The organism is Candidatus Stoquefichus sp. SB1 (assembly GCF_001244545.1).
Lineage (GTDB): Bacteria > Bacillota_I > Bacilli_A > Erysipelotrichales > Coprobacillaceae > Stoquefichus.
Genome location: NZ_LN852695.1, coordinates 657430 through 674814 on the forward strand (window position 1 = coordinate 657430; position 17385 = coordinate 674814).

22 protein-coding genes are annotated in these 17385 nt (G+C 30.7%); 19 read left to right on the plus strand and 3 right to left on the minus strand.

The window, feature by feature from the left end; translation table 11 throughout:
• The first annotated feature begins 83 nt into the window (after nucleotides 1-83).
• The 12 genes from BN1865_RS11265 to BN1865_RS11320 all read left to right on the plus strand — a co-directional run bounded on the left by BN1865_RS11265 (nucleotide 84) and on the right by BN1865_RS11320 (nucleotide 10893).
• Nucleotides 84-1478 (plus strand): glycoside hydrolase family 1 protein, encoded by a 1395-nt coding sequence (locus tag BN1865_RS11265; RefSeq protein ID WP_050637336.1) that lies wholly within the window; start codon nucleotides 84-86, stop codon nucleotides 1476-1478.
• Nucleotides 1478-2779 carry a PTS sugar transporter subunit IIC gene (locus BN1865_RS11270; RefSeq protein ID WP_050637337.1) on the plus strand — a complete coding sequence of 434 codons (1302 nt, stop codon included), beginning with the start codon at nucleotides 1478-1480 and terminating at the stop codon, nucleotides 2777-2779. The genes BN1865_RS11265 and BN1865_RS11270 overlap by 1 nt, the downstream gene beginning before the upstream one ends.
• The gene (locus BN1865_RS11275; protein ID WP_050637338.1) at nucleotides 2772-4040 is read left to right on the plus strand and encodes a glycoside hydrolase family 1 protein; all 1269 of its coding nucleotides are present in this window, start codon (nucleotides 2772-2774) and stop codon (nucleotides 4038-4040) included. The genes BN1865_RS11270 and BN1865_RS11275 overlap by 8 nt, the downstream gene beginning before the upstream one ends.
• 210 nt (nucleotides 4041-4250) lie before the next feature.
• A complete protein-coding gene (locus tag BN1865_RS11280) occupies nucleotides 4251-5135 on the plus strand; it encodes a MurR/RpiR family transcriptional regulator (RefSeq protein ID WP_050637339.1) in 885 nt (294 codons plus the stop codon).
• Between the two features lie 128 nt (nucleotides 5136-5263).
• Nucleotides 5264-6718, plus strand: coding sequence for a glycoside hydrolase family 1 protein (locus BN1865_RS11285; protein WP_050637340.1), 1455 nt, complete (start codon nucleotides 5264-5266; stop codon nucleotides 6716-6718).
• A 69-nt stretch (nucleotides 6719-6787) separates the two neighbouring features.
• Nucleotides 6788-7069, plus strand: a complete 282-nt coding sequence (locus BN1865_RS11290) for an ArsR/SmtB family transcription factor (protein WP_050637341.1) — start codon at nucleotides 6788-6790, stop codon at nucleotides 7067-7069.
• Between the two features lie 71 nt (nucleotides 7070-7140).
• Nucleotides 7141-8145 carry a permease gene (locus BN1865_RS11295; protein ID WP_050637342.1) on the plus strand — a complete coding sequence of 335 codons (1005 nt, stop codon included), beginning with the start codon at nucleotides 7141-7143 and terminating at the stop codon, nucleotides 8143-8145.
• Between the two features lie 13 nt (nucleotides 8146-8158).
• Complete coding sequence (locus BN1865_RS11300; RefSeq protein WP_050637343.1) at nucleotides 8159-8494, plus strand: thioredoxin family protein; 336 nt, start codon at nucleotides 8159-8161, stop codon at nucleotides 8492-8494.
• A gap of 1 nt (nucleotide 8495) precedes the next feature.
• The gene (locus BN1865_RS11305; protein ID WP_050637344.1) at nucleotides 8496-8897 is read left to right on the plus strand and encodes an arsenate reductase/protein-tyrosine-phosphatase family protein; all 402 of its coding nucleotides are present in this window, start codon (nucleotides 8496-8498) and stop codon (nucleotides 8895-8897) included.
• Nucleotides 8898-8979: 82 nt separating this feature from the next.
• Entirely contained in the window at nucleotides 8980-9738 is a 759-nt protein-coding gene (locus BN1865_RS18770) for a hypothetical protein (RefSeq protein WP_232780380.1), read from the plus strand.
• 1 nt (nucleotide 9739) lies between these two features.
• Nucleotides 9740-10195: a GNAT family N-acetyltransferase gene (locus BN1865_RS11315; RefSeq protein WP_050637345.1), complete on the plus strand. Its 456-nt coding sequence runs from the start codon at nucleotides 9740-9742 to the stop codon at nucleotides 10193-10195.
• A gap of 113 nt (nucleotides 10196-10308) precedes the next feature.
• Entirely contained in the window at nucleotides 10309-10893 is a 585-nt protein-coding gene (locus BN1865_RS11320; protein WP_050637346.1) for a helix-turn-helix domain-containing protein, read from the plus strand.
• A gap of 193 nt (nucleotides 10894-11086) precedes the next feature.
• On the opposite strand, the gene BN1865_RS11325 is transcribed toward BN1865_RS11320, so the two are convergent.
• Nucleotides 11087-11959 (minus strand): LysR family transcriptional regulator, encoded by an 873-nt coding sequence (locus BN1865_RS11325; protein WP_050637347.1) that lies wholly within the window; start codon nucleotides 11957-11959, stop codon nucleotides 11087-11089.
• A 127-nt stretch (nucleotides 11960-12086) separates the two neighbouring features.
• Between BN1865_RS11325 and BN1865_RS11330 the strand changes: the two genes are divergently transcribed.
• The 7 genes from BN1865_RS11330 to BN1865_RS11350 all read left to right on the plus strand — a co-directional run bounded on the left by BN1865_RS11330 (nucleotide 12087) and on the right by BN1865_RS11350 (nucleotide 16068).
• Nucleotides 12087-12317, plus strand: coding sequence for a hypothetical protein (locus BN1865_RS11330; protein ID WP_050637348.1), 231 nt, complete (start codon nucleotides 12087-12089; stop codon nucleotides 12315-12317).
• 12 nt (nucleotides 12318-12329) lie between these two features.
• A complete protein-coding gene (locus BN1865_RS11335) occupies nucleotides 12330-13508 on the plus strand; it encodes an iron-containing alcohol dehydrogenase (RefSeq protein ID WP_050637349.1) in 1179 nt (392 codons plus the stop codon).
• 307 nt (nucleotides 13509-13815) lie between these two features.
• Entirely contained in the window at nucleotides 13816-14487 is a 672-nt protein-coding gene (locus BN1865_RS18775; protein WP_050637350.1) for a flavodoxin, read from the plus strand.
• Nucleotides 14488-14522: 35 nt separating this feature from the next.
• The gene (locus BN1865_RS18975) at nucleotides 14523-14648 is read left to right on the plus strand and encodes a hypothetical protein (protein WP_255351762.1); all 126 of its coding nucleotides are present in this window, start codon (nucleotides 14523-14525) and stop codon (nucleotides 14646-14648) included.
• A gap of 2 nt (nucleotides 14649-14650) precedes the next feature.
• Complete coding sequence (locus BN1865_RS18780; RefSeq protein ID WP_232780381.1) at nucleotides 14651-14827, plus strand: hypothetical protein; 177 nt, start codon at nucleotides 14651-14653, stop codon at nucleotides 14825-14827.
• Nucleotides 14806-15075, plus strand: a complete 270-nt coding sequence (locus tag BN1865_RS18785; RefSeq protein ID WP_050637351.1) for an aldo/keto reductase — start codon at nucleotides 14806-14808, stop codon at nucleotides 15073-15075. Before BN1865_RS18780 ends, BN1865_RS18785 begins: the two co-directional genes overlap by 22 nt.
• Nucleotides 15076-15132: 57 nt before the next feature.
• A complete protein-coding gene (locus tag BN1865_RS11350; RefSeq protein ID WP_050637352.1) occupies nucleotides 15133-16068 on the plus strand; it encodes an AEC family transporter in 936 nt (311 codons plus the stop codon).
• Between the two features lie 81 nt (nucleotides 16069-16149).
• Here BN1865_RS11350 and BN1865_RS11355 read toward each other — a convergent pair whose 3' ends face one another.
• Both BN1865_RS11355 and BN1865_RS11360 read right to left on the minus strand, forming a co-directional pair.
• On the minus strand, nucleotides 16150-16782 hold the full coding sequence (locus BN1865_RS11355) for a CatB-related O-acetyltransferase (RefSeq protein WP_050637353.1): 633 nt from the start codon (nucleotides 16780-16782) through the stop codon (nucleotides 16150-16152).
• A 120-nt stretch (nucleotides 16783-16902) separates the two neighbouring features.
• Entirely contained in the window at nucleotides 16903-17169 is a 267-nt protein-coding gene (locus BN1865_RS11360; protein ID WP_050637354.1) for a CD3324 family protein, read from the minus strand.
• Nucleotides 17170-17385: the final 216 nt, after the last annotated feature.

A 17385-nucleotide genomic window follows, 5' to 3' on the forward strand; every position in this document is an offset into this window, starting at 1 on the left:
GGAATTTTGAAATTTCTAGTTTTTTTTGACGAAAAATTTAATGTGTTCACATGTTAATATAGAACTGCAAGGAGGAAAAGAATATGAATACAAAGAATCAATTTCCCGAAAACTTTTTATGGGGAGCATCCACCAGTGCCTTTCAGGTAGAGGGGGGATTTAATGAAGGAAGAGGTGTTGCCAATAGTGATATGCGTTATGTTCCTCAGGGACTAGCAGATTATAAGGTTGCATCTGATCATTTCCATCATGTGAAAGAGGATGTTGCTTTAATGAAAGAACTTGGTATAAAGGTTTATCGTTTTTCTTTCTTTTGGTCACGTATTATGCCAGATGGAGAAAATGTGAGTCAAGAAGGTTTACATTTCTACCATGAATTGATTGATGAACTTATTGCTAATGATATCAAACCATTTCCAACACTTTATCATTTTGAAATGCCTTATGCATTACTTGAAAAAATGGGAGGCTGGAAAAGTAGAAAATGTGTTGATGCGTATGTTAAGTATGCGAAAATATGTTTTCAGGAATTTGGTAGTAAAGTCAAGATGTGGGCAACTATTAATGAACAAATGTGTGCGACTGCACCTGATGATATGAATGGGAATCTAGAAACAGATAATCATTTAAGACAAATGAATTTATATCAGATGAGCTATCATATGACACTTGCTGAAAAAATCGCAATCAATACATTTAAACAAATGGTACCTGATGGAAAAATAGGTCATGTTGTTGCTATGCAAGTGATTTATCCAGCGACTTCATCACCAGAAGATATTTTGGCTGCGCAAAATGCACAGGATGAACTACAATGGAGTTTTCTAGATCTTTCAATTAAGGGAAAATATTCAGACCATTTTAAAACATTCTTGATAACACGTGATATTTATCCCAAAATATCAGCAGATGATGAACATTATCTTGTAGAAAATCATCCGGATTTTATTGGCGTTAATTATTATGCAAGTTGTACTGTCCGTGCGAAACAAACAAATGATGATGACTCTAAAATGCCACCATTTTATCAGAGTGAACAATTTACGGTTGTCGAGAATAACTATCTTCATCCTACAGAATGGATGCACTTTGGGATTGACCCAGATGGATTGTATATTGGGTTAAGACAATTATATGATAGATATGAATTACCAATGATTATCACTGAAAATGGGATGGCATATGCAGATAAACTTGAAAATGATGGTTCTATTCAAGATATTTATCGAATTGATTATTTACAAAAACATATACAACAGTGTTTAAAATTTGTTTTAGAAGGCTATCCATTAATTGGGTATTGTCCATGGTCACTTATGGATTTAGTGAGTTCTCATGAAGGTTTTCACAAGCGTTATGGACTTATCTATGTAGATCGTACAAACACGGATCCTAAAGCATGCGAACGATATAAAAAGAACAGTTTTTATTGGTATCAGAATATAATTAAAAATAATGGATTTAAAGGAGAAGAATAATGGATTTATTTATAAGTTTTATGGAAAAAAAGTTTATTCCAGTTGCAACAAAAATTTCTAATAATAGATATTTAAAAGCTATTTCTAGTGGTTCTATGTCACTGCTTGGTATTATTATGTTAGGTGCTATATTTTCAGTATTAACATCAATTACATGGGCACCTTATCAAGAGTTTTTACAATCTACAGGTTTACTTACAATTATTAATTATGTACCAAATGTAACTACAAATCTGATTGGATTATATATGTCATTCTCTATTGCTTACCATGGGGCAAAGATTTTTGGAATAGAAAACAATGCTTTTAATACAGGAATTGTCTCACTTGTTTCTTTTGTTTTGCTTTCACCAATAACAGTTAACGATCAAGTTATGCCTGCTGCTAATATGTTTGATGGAACTTACTTTGGAGCAAAAGCAGTTATTTCAGCTATATTTGTTTCATTAATTGTTATTCAAGTTATGAAATTCTTTATGAAAAAGAATATTACAATTAAGATGCCAGAAGGTGTACCACCTATGGTGAGTAATTCTTTTACTTCATTAATTCCTGCTGTTGTGATTGTGGTTTTCTTTGGTTTGATGAAATTTGGTTTTGAAGCAACAACATACAAGACATTAAATGATTTTATTTATACAATTATTCAAACACCATTACAATCATTAGTAGGTAGTTTCCCAGCCTTTCTTTTACTTATTATCATTGCTCAATTATTATGGTTTTTTGGTATTCATGGTTCACAAACAGTATTACCTATTTTATTACCTGTATGGTTAGGTTATATGGCAGAAAATTCAGCCGCAGTTGCAGCTGGTACGGGGGTTGTCCATACGATTAATTTTGGCTTATGGGATTTGGCTTGTATTGGCGGATGTGGAGCGACGATTGGTTTGGTTATCGTTATGTTCTTTAAATCTAAGAGTAAGCGTTATAAGGCATTTGGTAAATTGGCTTTACCTTGTGGAATATTTAGTATTAATGAACCCGTTATTTTTGGAATGCCTTTAATGTTAAACGTTATGACATTAATTCCATTCATATTATGTCCAGTTGTTGTTTCTTTAATAGGTTATGTATTAATAGAACTTCATATTATTGCACCATATATTGGTATTCTTGGAACAGGATCATTGCCACCTTTTATTCATGGAATGGTAAATGGCAGTATAAGTGCAGGAATTTATGAATTATTTGCAGTTGTGATTTCAACATTGATTTGGTATCCATTCTTTAAAATTATTGATAAACAAGCATATGAAGAAGAAATGGCATTAGAGGAGACAAAAACAAATGATTAATATTCTTGAATATCATGATATAGAATTTCCAGAAGATTTTATGTGGGGAGCAACGACTGCCGGTCAGCAAATAGAAGGAAATAATCATTCGTTTTATGATGATGAACGTACTGCCCCTCAGTTTGCTTATGGTGGTGTACCTTATGTAATGGCTAAAAAAGCATGTAATAGTTATGAAATGTATAGAGATGATATTGTGTTGCTTAAACAAATGCATCTTAATACATATCGTATGTCAATTGAATGGAGTCGTATAGAACCAAATATTGGTGAATTTAATGATGATGCTATTGAACATTATATTGATGTTTTAAAAGCATTAAAAGAAGCAAATATAAAGGTATGTCTAACATTACATCATAATTCACATCCAGTATGGTTTCATCAATTAGGAGCATTTCAATCAATAGAGAATATGAAATACTTTTTACGATACGTCGAAAAAGTTGTACCAATTTTAGATGATTATGTTGATTATTGGTTAATCATTAATGAAATGAATATTATATTTGAATATACAATTGAAGAAAGTATTAACCTTCTACAATATCATGCAAAGGCATATCATGTCATTAAAAAATATTCTTCTAAACCAGTATCATCACCTATGAATTATGCAGAAAAGAAGCCAATGCGAGGTGTGATGGATAAACCAGATCAGATTATGGCTGATTATATTGATTATATGGAAAATGAATTTTTCTTACACGCTATTCGTACTGGTGAAATTGTAGTCCCTTTCCATGATGCTATTGTTATACCTGAACTCAAAGATACTTGTGACTTCTGGGCAGTCAATGTCTATACACGACAGCTTATCAATAGTCGTAAGGAAGCATTTCGTTTTGATCGCTATGAAGCTTCAAGTATTCATGCATTAGATGTTCCTTATTTTAGTGATGATATTTGTCCAGAAGTTATTTATCATTGTTTGAATCGATTGAAAGATAAACCTATATTGATAACAGAAAATGGGATTGCATGTAAAGATGATCAATATCGTATTATTTATATTGCCAGTATATTACAGGCAGTCCATCAGGCTATGAATAGTGGTGTCAAAGTGATTGGTTATTTGCATTGGAGTTTATTAGATAATTGGGAATGGGGAACATATGTTCCAACCTTCGGATTAGCAAGTGTTGATCCACATACATTTGAGAGAATTCCTAAAACGAGTGCATATTTTTATGGTGAGATTGCAGAAAATGGATGTCTTCGCCAGGATATGATTAGAAAATATTATATAAGAAAACCATAACAAGGTTATATTTCATTTTAAAAGACTGCTTAATTTGGGTTAACAGTCTTTTTTATTGCTCGTTTTTGTATATATTCATTTTATTTTTATAGTCTCTATTTTGTAAGTGTTTAGACATATATTTTATAAAAAGATTAAAATTTAATTGTGGGAAGAACTTAGGTGCAGTATTATAAAATAAAGGAATAAAGATTGATAGGAGAAGATGATATGCTTATTAAAGATAAATTAAAAAAGTTAACCAATATCACTATTGTCCAAAAACAAATTATAGAATTTATGCTCAATGAACAATATAATTTAAAACACTTAACAATGACCCAAATAGCGCATAGAACTTATACTTCTCCTGCGGCATTGAGTAGATTAGCTAAAAAAATGGGATTTAATGGCTTTGTAGAATTTAAAACGGCTTATTTAGAAGAATTAGAGTATCTTGATTCTCAAAAAGATAGTATTGATGCTAATATTCCTTTTAAAGGTAATGATAATATTATGACTATATTAAATAAAATTGCTCAACTTGAAGAAGAAAGTATTAAAGATACAGTTCAATTCATGAAACATGATGAATTAAGAAAAGCAGTTAATATATTGAGGGATAGTCAAATTATTCATTTATGTGGTGTCAGTTTCAATTGTTTTTTAGGAAAGAATTTTGCTTTAAAGATGTCAAGAATTGGGAAGAGAGTAGAAGTCTGTGATATTCCTAATGAATTTCTTTATACAAAACCGCTTATCCAAAAGGGTGATGTAGCTATTGTTATTTCTTATAGTGGAGGACATGAAATCATTCATCAAATGATAGATATGTATGAAAAAATGGGAATACCTATTATTGGTATCACTGCATATGGTCAATCTTATTTAAGAGATCATGCAACTGTCACATTAACGGTTTCAACAAAAGAAAAAATGTATAGTAAAATAGCAGGATATAGTAATGAAACATCTATTAAATTTATTTTGGATACATTGTATTCATGTTATTTTGCATTAAATTATGACTATCATTTCAAAACGAAAAAAGAATTATCAAGATATATAGAATCAGATAAGAAAACTGATATATCAGTCATAGAAGAAAATGATTAGCGAAAAGACTTTTCGATAAAAGTATCTATAAAGATAAAAAATCGAAATGTCTTTTTTTTATGTATTCATATGATGGTGTTTATAGACTTATTATTGTTTAATATAAAAAAGGTAGGAGGAAATAACATATGAGTTTTAAAGAAGGTTTTTTATGGGGTGGAGCAATTGCTGCAAATCAGTGTGAAGGGGCATGGAATGTCGATGGGAAAGGTCCGAGTATTGCAGATACAGCACCTTATTTTGGTGAAAATCAAGATCATGATAATTATGTATGTTTTCAGGATATGTCTAAGGAAGATGTATATGCCTGTTTAAATGATCAACAAGGGATATACCCTAAAAGATGGGGAATTGATTTTTATCATAGATATAAGGAAGATATTCAAATGTTTGCCGAAATGGGATTTAATGTTTTACGTATGTCCATTGCATGGTCAAGAATCTTTCCTAATGGCGATGAAGAGTTCCCAAATGAAAAGGGATTACAATTTTATGATGATGTTTTTGATGAATGTTTAAAATATGGAATTCAACCATTAGTAACATTATCTCATTATGAAACACCATTAGGATTATCGCTTCATTATGGAGGGTGGCTTAATCGTAAGACTGTTTACTTTTATGAAAAGTACGTTACAACAGTTTTTAAACGATATCAAAATAAAGTCAAGTATTGGATAACTTTTAATGAGATAAATAATATTTTGAGTGGTTTATATGTTGGTGGCGGTATCTTAAAAGATTATACAACAGATAATCGCAAACAAGATACATATCAGGCAATTCATCATTTATTTTTAGGGAGTGCTCTGGCTGTGAAAAAATGTCATGAAATTATTCCTGATGCAATGATTGGCTGTATGATAGCAAGAAGAGAGTCATATCCAGCAAGTGCTAAACCTGAGGATAATCTTGTATGTTTTGAGGAAAGTCAAGAGAATTTGTTTTTTACTGATGTCCAAATGAGAGGTTATTATCCAAGTTTCATTTATAAAACTTGGCAAGAAAATCATGTCAATATTATAAAACAAAAAGAAGATGATCAAATTTTATTAGATGGTAAATGTGATTTTGTTTCTATGAGTTATTATATGACTGTTGTATCACAAGCTAAGATTGATGAGAATACAAAAATGGTGAGTGGAAATGATATGCATGGTATTAAAAATCCTTATTTAGAATCCTCTTCTTGGAATTGGCAAAAAGATGAGATAGGATTAAGAATTGCTTTAAGAAGATTGTATGATAGATATCAAAAACCTATATTTATAGCAGAGATAGGTTTGGGTGAAAAAGATGAAATAGCTCCAGATGGTAAAATTCATGATTCATATAGGATTGATTTTTTGAGAGATTATATTCGTATGGCTGGAAAAGCAGTTGATGATGGGGTAGATCTTTTTGGTATAACATGCTGGGGATGTATTGATTTGGTTTCTATGTCTACAAGTGAAATGAGTAAACGTTATGGATTTATTTATGTGGATGTGGATAATTATGGCAAGGGAACCTATCGTCGTATGAAAAAAGATTCTTATTATTGGTATAAGAAAGTTATTCAAAGTAATGGAAAAGAATTATAAAGTTATATTGACGAATATCGATATGTATGATAATATCATATCGATGATTGTGAATGTGAGGTGTATGAATTGGAAAAACAATATGAAGAAGAAGCAAAGAGATTTAAAGCATTCTGTGATCCTAATCGATTGAAAATACTCGATATTTTAAAATCAGGTGAACATTGTGCATGTAAGTTACTCGATATATTGGAAGTCAGTCAGTCAACACTATCACATCATATGAAAATACTTGCTGATGCAAAGATAGTTAATGTGAGAAAAGATGGTAAATGGTCTCATTATTCCTTATCTGAAGAAGGAATACAATGGATGATAACATATTTGCAGCAGTTGAAAGATCATTGTTAAAATAAGCTACCTACAAGGTAGCTATTATGAAAGTATATATATCGATATTTATCGATATAAGAAGGAGGCTTATGAATCAAATTTGGTTATTTTTTCAAGATCAGATTCTTGGTATGAAATGGTTAAACGAACTTATTGAAATGTTATTGATGAGTATAGGAATAGATATGAATCAACAGTTAGGAAAAATATTACAGTTTTTTATTTATGATACGCTTAAGATATTTGTTTTGTTGGCAGTATTAATTTATATTATTTCATATATTCAAAGTTACTTTCCACCAGAAAGAAGTAAGACAATTTTAGGTAGGTTTCATGGAATAGGAGCGAATATTATAGGAGCATTACTTGGGACTGTGACACCATTTTGTAGTTGTTCATCAATACCTATTTTTATGGGATTTACAAGTGCTGGATTACCATTAGGTGTTACGTTTTCATTTTTAATTTCTTCGCCCATGGTTGATCTAGGCTCACTCGTCTTATTGATGAGTATATTTGGATGGAAGATTGCAATTGCTTATGTACTGGTTGGATTGGTTATATCAGTTGTTGGTGGAACAATGATTGAAAAGTTACATATGGATGATCAAGTTGCTGACTTTGTTAAGCAAGCTCAAAATGTAGATGCTCATTATGCCGAATTGACTTCAAAAGAAAGACATCATTTTGCTATGGAACAAGTATTGGAAACAGTCAAAAAGGTCGCAATTTATATCTTTATAGGTGTTGGAATAGGTGCGATTATCCATAACCTAATCCCAGAACATTGGGTTCAATCAGTCCTTGGAGGTCATCGTTTTTATTCCGTTCCCCTTGCGACTTTGACAGGTGTTCCTATGTATGCTGATATCTTTGGAACAATTCCAGTCGCAGAAAGCTTATTAGCAAAAGGTGCGGGACTAGGAACGGTCTTATCATTTATGATGGCAGTAACAACTTTATCATTACCATCAATGATTATGTTATCAAAGGCAGTTAAGAAGAAACTGATGATTGTTTTTGTGAGTATTGTGACGATTGGCATTATAGGCGTTGGGTTTTTGTTTAATATTTGTGCATTTTTATTTATTTAAAGGAGAAAAGAAAATGAAGTTGTTTAAGAAAAAAGAAGAGAAAAAGAATTGTTGTACTTGTAGTGAAGAATCAATGCAAAATGCATTAGAAAAGCAAGATATAGGAACGAGAATAAAAGTCTTGGGATCAGGTTGTGCTAAATGCCAAACTTTAGAACAAAATGTGAAAGATGCATTAAGTGAAATGAATAAGCAAGAAGATATAGAACATGTTACTGATTTTTCTATCATAGCAAGTTATGGTGTAATGACAACACCTGCGTTAGTTATAGATGGTAAAGTTGTATCATTTGGTAAAGTATTAAATAAAGAAGAAGTAATTCATATATTGAATGAAATAGGTTTTTAAAATGAAAAAGAAAGTTGCATTTGTATGTGTTCATAATTCATGTCGTTCTCAAATTGCAGAAGCATTAGGAAATCATTTCTTATCTGATAAATATCACTTCTATTCATGTGGAACACAAATAAAATCACAAATCAATCAGGATGCTGTGAGGTTAATAAAACAAAAATATGGAATTGATATGGAAAAAACACAGTATAGTAAATTAATGAAAGATATCCCTGAAGTAGATATTGTCATTTCTATGGGATGTGAAGTAGAGTGTCCTTATATTGGAAGAGATTTTGATGACAATTGGCAGTTAGAAGATCCAACTGGAAAAGATGATATCTTTTTTGAAAAAGTGATTGAACAGATTGAGGAAAAATTAAATTCTTTAAATGATGAAAAAGTGGACTATGAATAAATTGTTCACTTTTTTGATGTGAATTTTCATTGTGAATTAACTATGAATATAGTAACATGAAGATAGTAAAGAGGTAAAAATTATGGACAATCAAAAAAGAGAACTGGAATATGATATATCTGATGAAGTATGGCATGTTTATCAAAAAGTTTATATAAAAGACAAATGGAGTTTTTGGGGAAAGATAGATATGAGTCATCCTATATTTAAGAAAGCAAGACGTTATGCTTGTATAGATACTTCAGTAAATGATTATATTGAATTTAATGAACATAAAAGTTTTTCAATGAGTGGAGAAACTGATTTTAATTTTCATAAAAATAGTAATGGGCAAGCTCAATACAATGTATATCTTAAATACTTAAAAAGAGATTTTAAAGGTGAAGAACTTCTTCACTATATTGATGCATTGAATAGATGTAAAGAGAATTATCATTCTATTCAAAACTGTTCTTTAATGCCTTGTAAAGGAAATTTACAAGGTGTCAAAGGAGCTATAGGAAAAGATAGGTTAGATACATTTGTATATATATTAAGTCTATATTATAGTCAAGAAAAAATAGAAATCGTGCTTAATAAATCAAGTTATGAAAATTGTGAATCATTAAGACTCTATCTTAATCAATTTAAAGATATCTATGATTATTGCCAAAAAATATATTTTATCTCACAATCACTTACTGATCAATTAATAGAAAATGGAAAAAAGGCTATCACTTCAGGAAAAGATGTTGTCACATATATGGAGTTAGCTAATCAGTTTTGGCAAGAAAAAGCCCAATATTATAAGAGCATGGGTATCGACATTGAATATATCGATATATATACTAGGGAGAAATAAAATGATAATACAAGCAAATCTTGAACAATTAGAATTAATTAAATTCATAACTCAAAAGACAATTAAAGAAATCTATCCACACTATTATCCAAAAGGTGCAGTAGAATTTTTTCTTTCTCATCATAATGAGAGTCATATCCGAGAAGATATTGAATCTGGTCAGGTATTTATCATATTTAACGAGGAAGAAGCCATTGGAACAGTAACTATTCATAATAATGAAATATGTCGCTTATTTGTCTTACCGCAATATCAAAATCATGGTTTTGGAAGCCAACTTTTAAAGTTTGCTGAAGATAAGATTCTCAAAAATAATAAAACAATTGTATTAGATGCTTCATTACCCGCTAAAAGTCTTTATTTAAAAAGGGGATATGTGATTGTTGAAACACATTCTATTGAAACTGATAATCATGATTATTTGTGTTATGATGTTATGTATAAACAACCAATTTGATGATATAAGATGTGTCAAAAACTTTTGATATGTAGATAATAAGCCAATGTCAAAGACTTTTGATAGCGCAAAAACCTTGAATCACTTAGAATGAAGTCAGGAGGAATACCAACATGGAAATGAGTAAACAAATTAAGAAATACAGATTGCAACTTCATTTATCACAAGAAGAGTTAGCTGATAAGATATTTGTAACAAGACAAACAATATCCAATTGGGAAAATGGAAAAAATTATCCTGACATCAACAGCATTGTCTTATTAAGTACACTCTTTGGTATTTCTCTAGATATTCTCGTGAAAGGAGATTTAGAGGAAATGAAAGAGTGTATTAAAAACGAAGATATTCAAAAGCTTCAAAAGGATGGCATTATTTTTTCAATATTACTGGTTGCAACAGTTGTATCTGTTGTTCCATTATTTTTAATGGTTGATGGTTATATAGGTATTGTTGCTTGGGTCGTATTATTTGGCATATCAATGTATTATGCGTTGCGTATTGAAAAGCAAAAGAAAGTTCATGATGTTCAAACTTATAAAGAAGTGATTGCTTTTTCAGAAGGAAAACGTCTTGATGAAATTGAAAGAAATCGTGAATATGGGAAAAGACCATATCAAAAATTATTATATGCTATTGTATCTGGAATCATAGGGTTTGTCGTGACAATGATCTTGCTAATAGTATTTGGTTATCTATAGTTAAAAAGGACAATTCACACGAATTGTCTTTTTATCTGTCAAGGAATTTGAAAGTATAATGGATATTTCAATGTTGATGTGCTTGTTAGGATGATAATGACTGCATCAACATATAGAGAAAAATTCACTTCTTCAAGCATTGGATAAATTGATTTTGTCCTTTTTTAGAATAAAATTTTAAATTTGGTGTAAGTTAGAGAGTATTTTTGAATTCATCTAACAGTATTTGAGCAATTGGGGTAAATATTTGATATTTTTTCCAAATAATATACATCTTTGTTTCAAGAGTGGGTTCAAGCGGACGAAAGCAAAGTTCACTATCATTGCTGGTATTTGCTAAATGGTTAAATGTCAGCATATATCCTAATCCTTCTTGAACGAAAACAGAACCATTATAAAATAGGTTGATTGTCCCTGAAATGTTGAGTTGATCAACTCTTTCACCACACCATCTGGGAATATCCTCAATAAGTGATTGACCAGAACATATAAGAGGCAAACCTTTTAGATCATCAAAAACTATTTTTTCTTTACTGGCTAGAGGACTATCTTTTCTCATTAAGACACCCCACTTATCAGTCTCAGGTAGAACAATATAGTTATATTTGCTTAAATCAGGTGGTTGGACAATGACAGCAAAATCTAACAAGCCTTTATTTAAACGTTCAGTTACATGCTCAGTGTTTCCACTTGATAAGTGATATCTTAAATCTGGATATTCTTTTTTTAATTTTTGAATAACTTGTGCTAAATATTTGATTTGATAGGATTCAGCACAGCCTATCTGTACATCACCACCAGTTATATTATCTAGTGAGTTAAATTCATCTGTTGTTTTATCAACCATTTCTAAAATATCTTCAGCCCTTTTACGTAATAACATTCCTTCATCAGTAAGATTGAGACCAGAACTTGTTCGTATAAATAGTTTTTTTCCTAATTCTGATTCTAAATCAGTCATTTGTTTAGATAAAGTAGGCTGAGAGACATGGAGAACTTCAGCGGCTCTACTCATATTTCCTTCTCTTGCGATTTGAATAAAATAACGTAATACACGAATTTCCATAAGTATTTCCTCTCTTTTTTCTTATTATAGCAGTCAGTATTATTCCTTTCAAGAATAATACTTTATAGATTATAAGTATTTGCTATGATGTAGATAAGATATTAAAATGAGTACAGGAGGTGATGGAATGGCTGAGGCATCAGACACATACGCGATTCTTTATCAAAATCTCGTTGATGCAGGTTGTGATGAACAAACTATAGAAAACTGTATGATTCTTTATAAAAAAGATAGGAAACAAATGATTCCATTACTATTAAAGCGAAAAGAGTCACTACTTGATACTGTTCATGATAGCCATAAACAGATCGATTGTCTTGATTATTTGATTTATAAACTTAAGAAAAATTCAATTTAGGAGGTACTTGAAATGAATATGAATTTTAATTTTAATAATCCAACAAATATTATTTTTGGAAGTGGATCTTTATCACAATTAGGAAATCAGGAATTACCTGGGAAGAAAGCTCTTTTATTAATTTCCAATGGAAAATCTACCAAAGCGAATGGTTATCTTGATAGAACGATTGAACAATTAAATAATGCTGGAGTGACTTATGTTCTTTTTGATAAGATCATGGAAAATCCATTAAAAGATGTCATTATGGAAGGTGCTGCTTTTGCAAGAGAAAATCAGTGTGACTTTATTGTTGCATTAGGTGGTGGTGCTGTTTTAGATTCATCTTCTGCTATTTCAGCAATGGCAACTAATGATGGAGATTTATGGGATTATCAGATGGAAGGAACAGGTGGAAGAAAACAACTAGGACATCCAGGACTTCCAATTGTATCAATAACAACAACTTCAGGTACAGGTTCAGAAATTAATGGCTTTGGAGTTATTTCTAATCCGGAAACAAATGAAAAAATGGGATTTGGAGGTCATCCAAGTCTAGTGCCTGTTTTAGCAATTGTTGATCCAGAGTTGATGTTAAGTGTCCCAGCACAATATACAGCTTATCAGGGATTTGATGCATTATTCCATAATACTGAAGTCATGATGAGTAAAGGTGTTAACATTTTAAGTGAAACAATTGCATTATCAGCCATTGAAAGTATTTATCAGTATTTACCAATTGCTATAAAAGATGGCAAAAATTTAGAAGCAAGAGAACATGTTGCTTATGCTAGTACAATGGCAGGAATAACAATGCAATTAACTTCAACAACTGCTCAACATTCAATGGAACATTCAATGAGTGCCTATCATCACAATTTACCTCATGGAGCGGGCTTAATTATGATTTCTAAAGAGTTTGCACAATTCTTTATTGAAAAACATGCTTGTGATAAACAGTTTATGAAAATGGCACGGGTTATGGGAATTCCAGATGCTAGTAAACCGGAAGATTTTATAACTGCTTTGACGGTATTGCAAGAAGCATGTGGGGTAGCGGATTTAAAAATGAGTGATTATGGATTTAAAAAAGAAGAGGCAATGACACTTGCCAAAGGAGCACGTTCAATGCAGGGAGGCTTATTCTTAGCAAACCCTTGTGAAATGAGTGATGAAGAATGTGCAGCAATCTTTGAAAAATCATTTCAATAATCAATATTATTAAAAACAGGATATCATATGGAATATATGATATTAAACAATGATGTAAAAATGCTTCTTTTAGGTCTTAGAACATGGAACTAAAATGGAGATGGGATTATATATTAATCGTCATGAATTCTTTATAAAACGAAAATATATTGCAAAGTCATAGTTATGAACAGTTAAACTGTCAATTAATGATTTGTTGAGAATATCAATATATTTGATTTGAAATTAACACAAGAGGAAATTCAATCCATTAATAGAAATACGACATTGTTTCTTTGGATTGAATGCTTTTAGGGAGGTGTCATTATTGAAAGACAAATTAAAATATATGACAATTTTGGGTATTATAGGAATTGTCATTCTTAGTAGTATATATGTTTGTTATCGAGGAAATAGTGCTAATGATTATTCTAGTGCTGATATAAATAAGGAGAATCAAACACACGATAACAAAATTTTAGTTGCTTATTTTTCAGCAACAGGAACAACTCAATCCATTGCATCTTATATTTCAGAATCTTTAGATGCTCAGCTTTATGAAATCGTTCCTCAAAATATGTATAGTGAAGCAGATTTAGACTATAACAATAGTCAAAGTCGAGCAACTATTGAACAAAATGATAACAGTGTCCGACCAGCTATTGATCAACCATTAAAGAGTATAAGTGAATATGATATTGTCTTTATTGGTTATCCTATTTGGCATGGTCAGGCACCACGCATTCTTTCTAGTTTTTTAGAAAATTATGATTTTTCTCATAAAACAATTATTCCATTTTGTACTTCATATAGTAGTGGAATGGGAACAAGTGCTATTAATCTTCATTCACTTGTGGATAAATCTGCAAAGTGGATGAAAGGAAAAAGATTTACAGGTAAAGAGAATTTACAGGACTTAAAGCAATGGACAGAAAGTTTAAATTTAAATAGAGTGAGTTCTATTTTTGATTTATCTAAGGGTAAAATGGAAAAACTTTAACAGTTAAATTAAACAGTGGTTATGATATACCGATTGTGGGATTAGGAACTAATAGCCTTGAATGTATCAACTCAGTTGTTTCTGCTTTAAAAAGTGGATATCGTTTCATTGATACAGCGTATATATATGATAATGAAGAAAGTGTTGGAGAAGGCGATTGAAAATGACAGGATACGTTCAATTGGGTTATTGGTATATAGAAGAGATGGAAGCATTTCTTACTCAAATTACAATAACACCTATCATTGTTCAAAATGAAATTCGTCCATATTATCAAGAAAGTGAAGTATTGATTATATGCATAAAAAAGGTAATGTTATGGAAGGGTGGTATCCATTAAGTGGTAGAGGTCATATCAAAGAACTGCTTAATGATTATAGGATTGTTGCTATAGCAAATACCCATCATCGTACAGCTGTTCAGGTGATTCTAAGATGGAACTTACAAAAAGGTGTTATTGTTATTCCAGGGTCTAGTAACCCAGACCACATACTAGAAAATATATCTATATTTGATTTTGAATTAAGCCAAGAAGAAATGGACAAAATGAATTTATTGAATCGTGATGAAAAGCACGATTGGTACTAAAAGAGTTATAAACAAGAATTTCTATGTATATAAGAATAAAAATTATGAGGAGGCAATATGTCAGCATTATCAACTTTATTTCCTGTGTTTTTTATGGTCCTGTTAGGATTTATATCAAGAGTTAAAGGATTTGTCACACCAGAACAAAAAGAAGGAGCAAATAATATAGTATTCAATGTATTATTTCCTATATTAATATTTAATATATTATTAACTTCAAAAATAGAGTCATCAGCAATTCTTATTGTTGCCTATGTATTTATTGCATTCTGCTTAACAATGGTTATTGGTAAACTATTATCAAAATTCACTGGAAAAAAATTTTCACATATTTCCTATTTCATGTTAACAACATGTGAAGGAGGAAATGTTGCATTACCACTTTATACTTCAATTGTTGGAGTCGCATATGCAAGCAATACAGTTATATTTGATTTGGCTGGAACTTTAATTGCATTTGTAGTGATTCCTGTTATGGTTGCAAAAATGAGTGCAGGACATACAAGTGCAAAGCAACTTGCTAAAACTATATTTTCAAATTCATTTGTTATTGCAGTGATTTTAGGATTGGGTTTAAACTTATTAGGTTTTTATAATATGTTATCAAACACAATATTGATTGATGTATATACAAATACCATAACAATGGTAACGGGTCCTATTGTTGGATTGATTTTATTTATTATTGGTTACAATTTAAAAATCAACTTAAGTACATTAGGATCATTATTAAAACTATTAATTGTAAGAGTTATCTTATTTGTATTTGTTATTATTGGTTTCTTTGCTTTCTTCCCACATCTCATGGCAGATAAAATTTACATGATAGCTGTTCTTCTTTATTTTATGTGTCCAACAGGATTTGCTTTACCCATGCAGATTGCACCACTGTTTAAAAGTGAAGAAGATGGAAATTATACATCAGCATTCATTTCATTAAATATGATTATAACTTTAATCGTATATACAATTATTGTTATTTTTATTGCTTAATAAATTTGTATAAAACAGGATAAGTTAATAAAATACATTATAGTCATTTGAGGCTATAATGTATTTTTTGAATAAAAAATCTTAAATATTTTTGAGTTGATCCATATTCCCTGATTGTATTGCTTCAATATTCTGAGCGATTTTCTCAGTTGGCCAGTTCCACCATTTCATATTTAATAAATCAGCAATCGTTTTATCATCGAAACGTTTTTTTATCATTTTAGCAGGTATACCACCAACAATTGTATATGGTGCTACATCTTTGGTAACAACAGCACGTGCTCCAATAATTGCACCATCTCCAATCGTAACACCAGCAAGAATAATTGCCTCATATCCAATCCAAACATCATTTCCTATAACGATATCACCCTTATTATCCCACGCATCTGTCACATTGTTCTTGTTTAGGTGCCATTCTTCAAAAAATAATGGAAAAGGATATGTTGATAATGAACTTAAGGTATGATTTGCACTATTAAAAAGAAACTTTGCGCCACAAGCGATTGAACAAAATTTTCCAATTATAAGATTGTCATGATTGATAGGATATTGATAGAGTACATTATTTTGTTCAAAGTCTTTGGGATCATGTACAAAGTCATTATACATAGTATAATCACCCACTTTTATATATGGTGATGAAATGACATTTTTAAGGTAAATTGTCTGTTTATCCCCTGTTCTTGGATAGATTGTCTTTGAATGAACCATTTTTGTTTTCCTCCTATTATTCAAAAGTATATATATATTTTATCACATCCCTTTGATTTCTCTATATACTAGATAAGACAGACGTAATGAGTATAAAAAGAGTTGCCTTTTAAGCAACTCCTATGTTTTTTGATATATAATTTTCCTAATAGCATATACCGATAGACAATACTCATATGCAAGTTTATCAATAGAAACACCATTTTGATATTTAGTTATGATTGCTTCGTTGCGCATTTTGAGTTCTTCTCGATATCCAGATAATTCTCCCCATGATTTATGGTGCTTGTCTTTAGCCGGAATATAAATATATCCAGCCTGCACATAATTTTGAAGTTCTTCAACCAATGCATCAGGAAGAATTGTCGTTGCGTTGATATATTTCATGTCGGCTTCCTCCTTGAATAATATTGTCAAGTAGCAAAGCCAGTCATTGGCGACTTACAATTCTCCACACAAATGTCGCTGTTTAAATTGGCTTTGCGTGGAGATAAGCATCATTGCTTTGGGTTTTCTTTGAATACATACTTTCACCTCCAATTTATCAAAAGTTTATTCACTTGTATATATTATAACAAGTTCAAAATACTCCATCAACTCTAC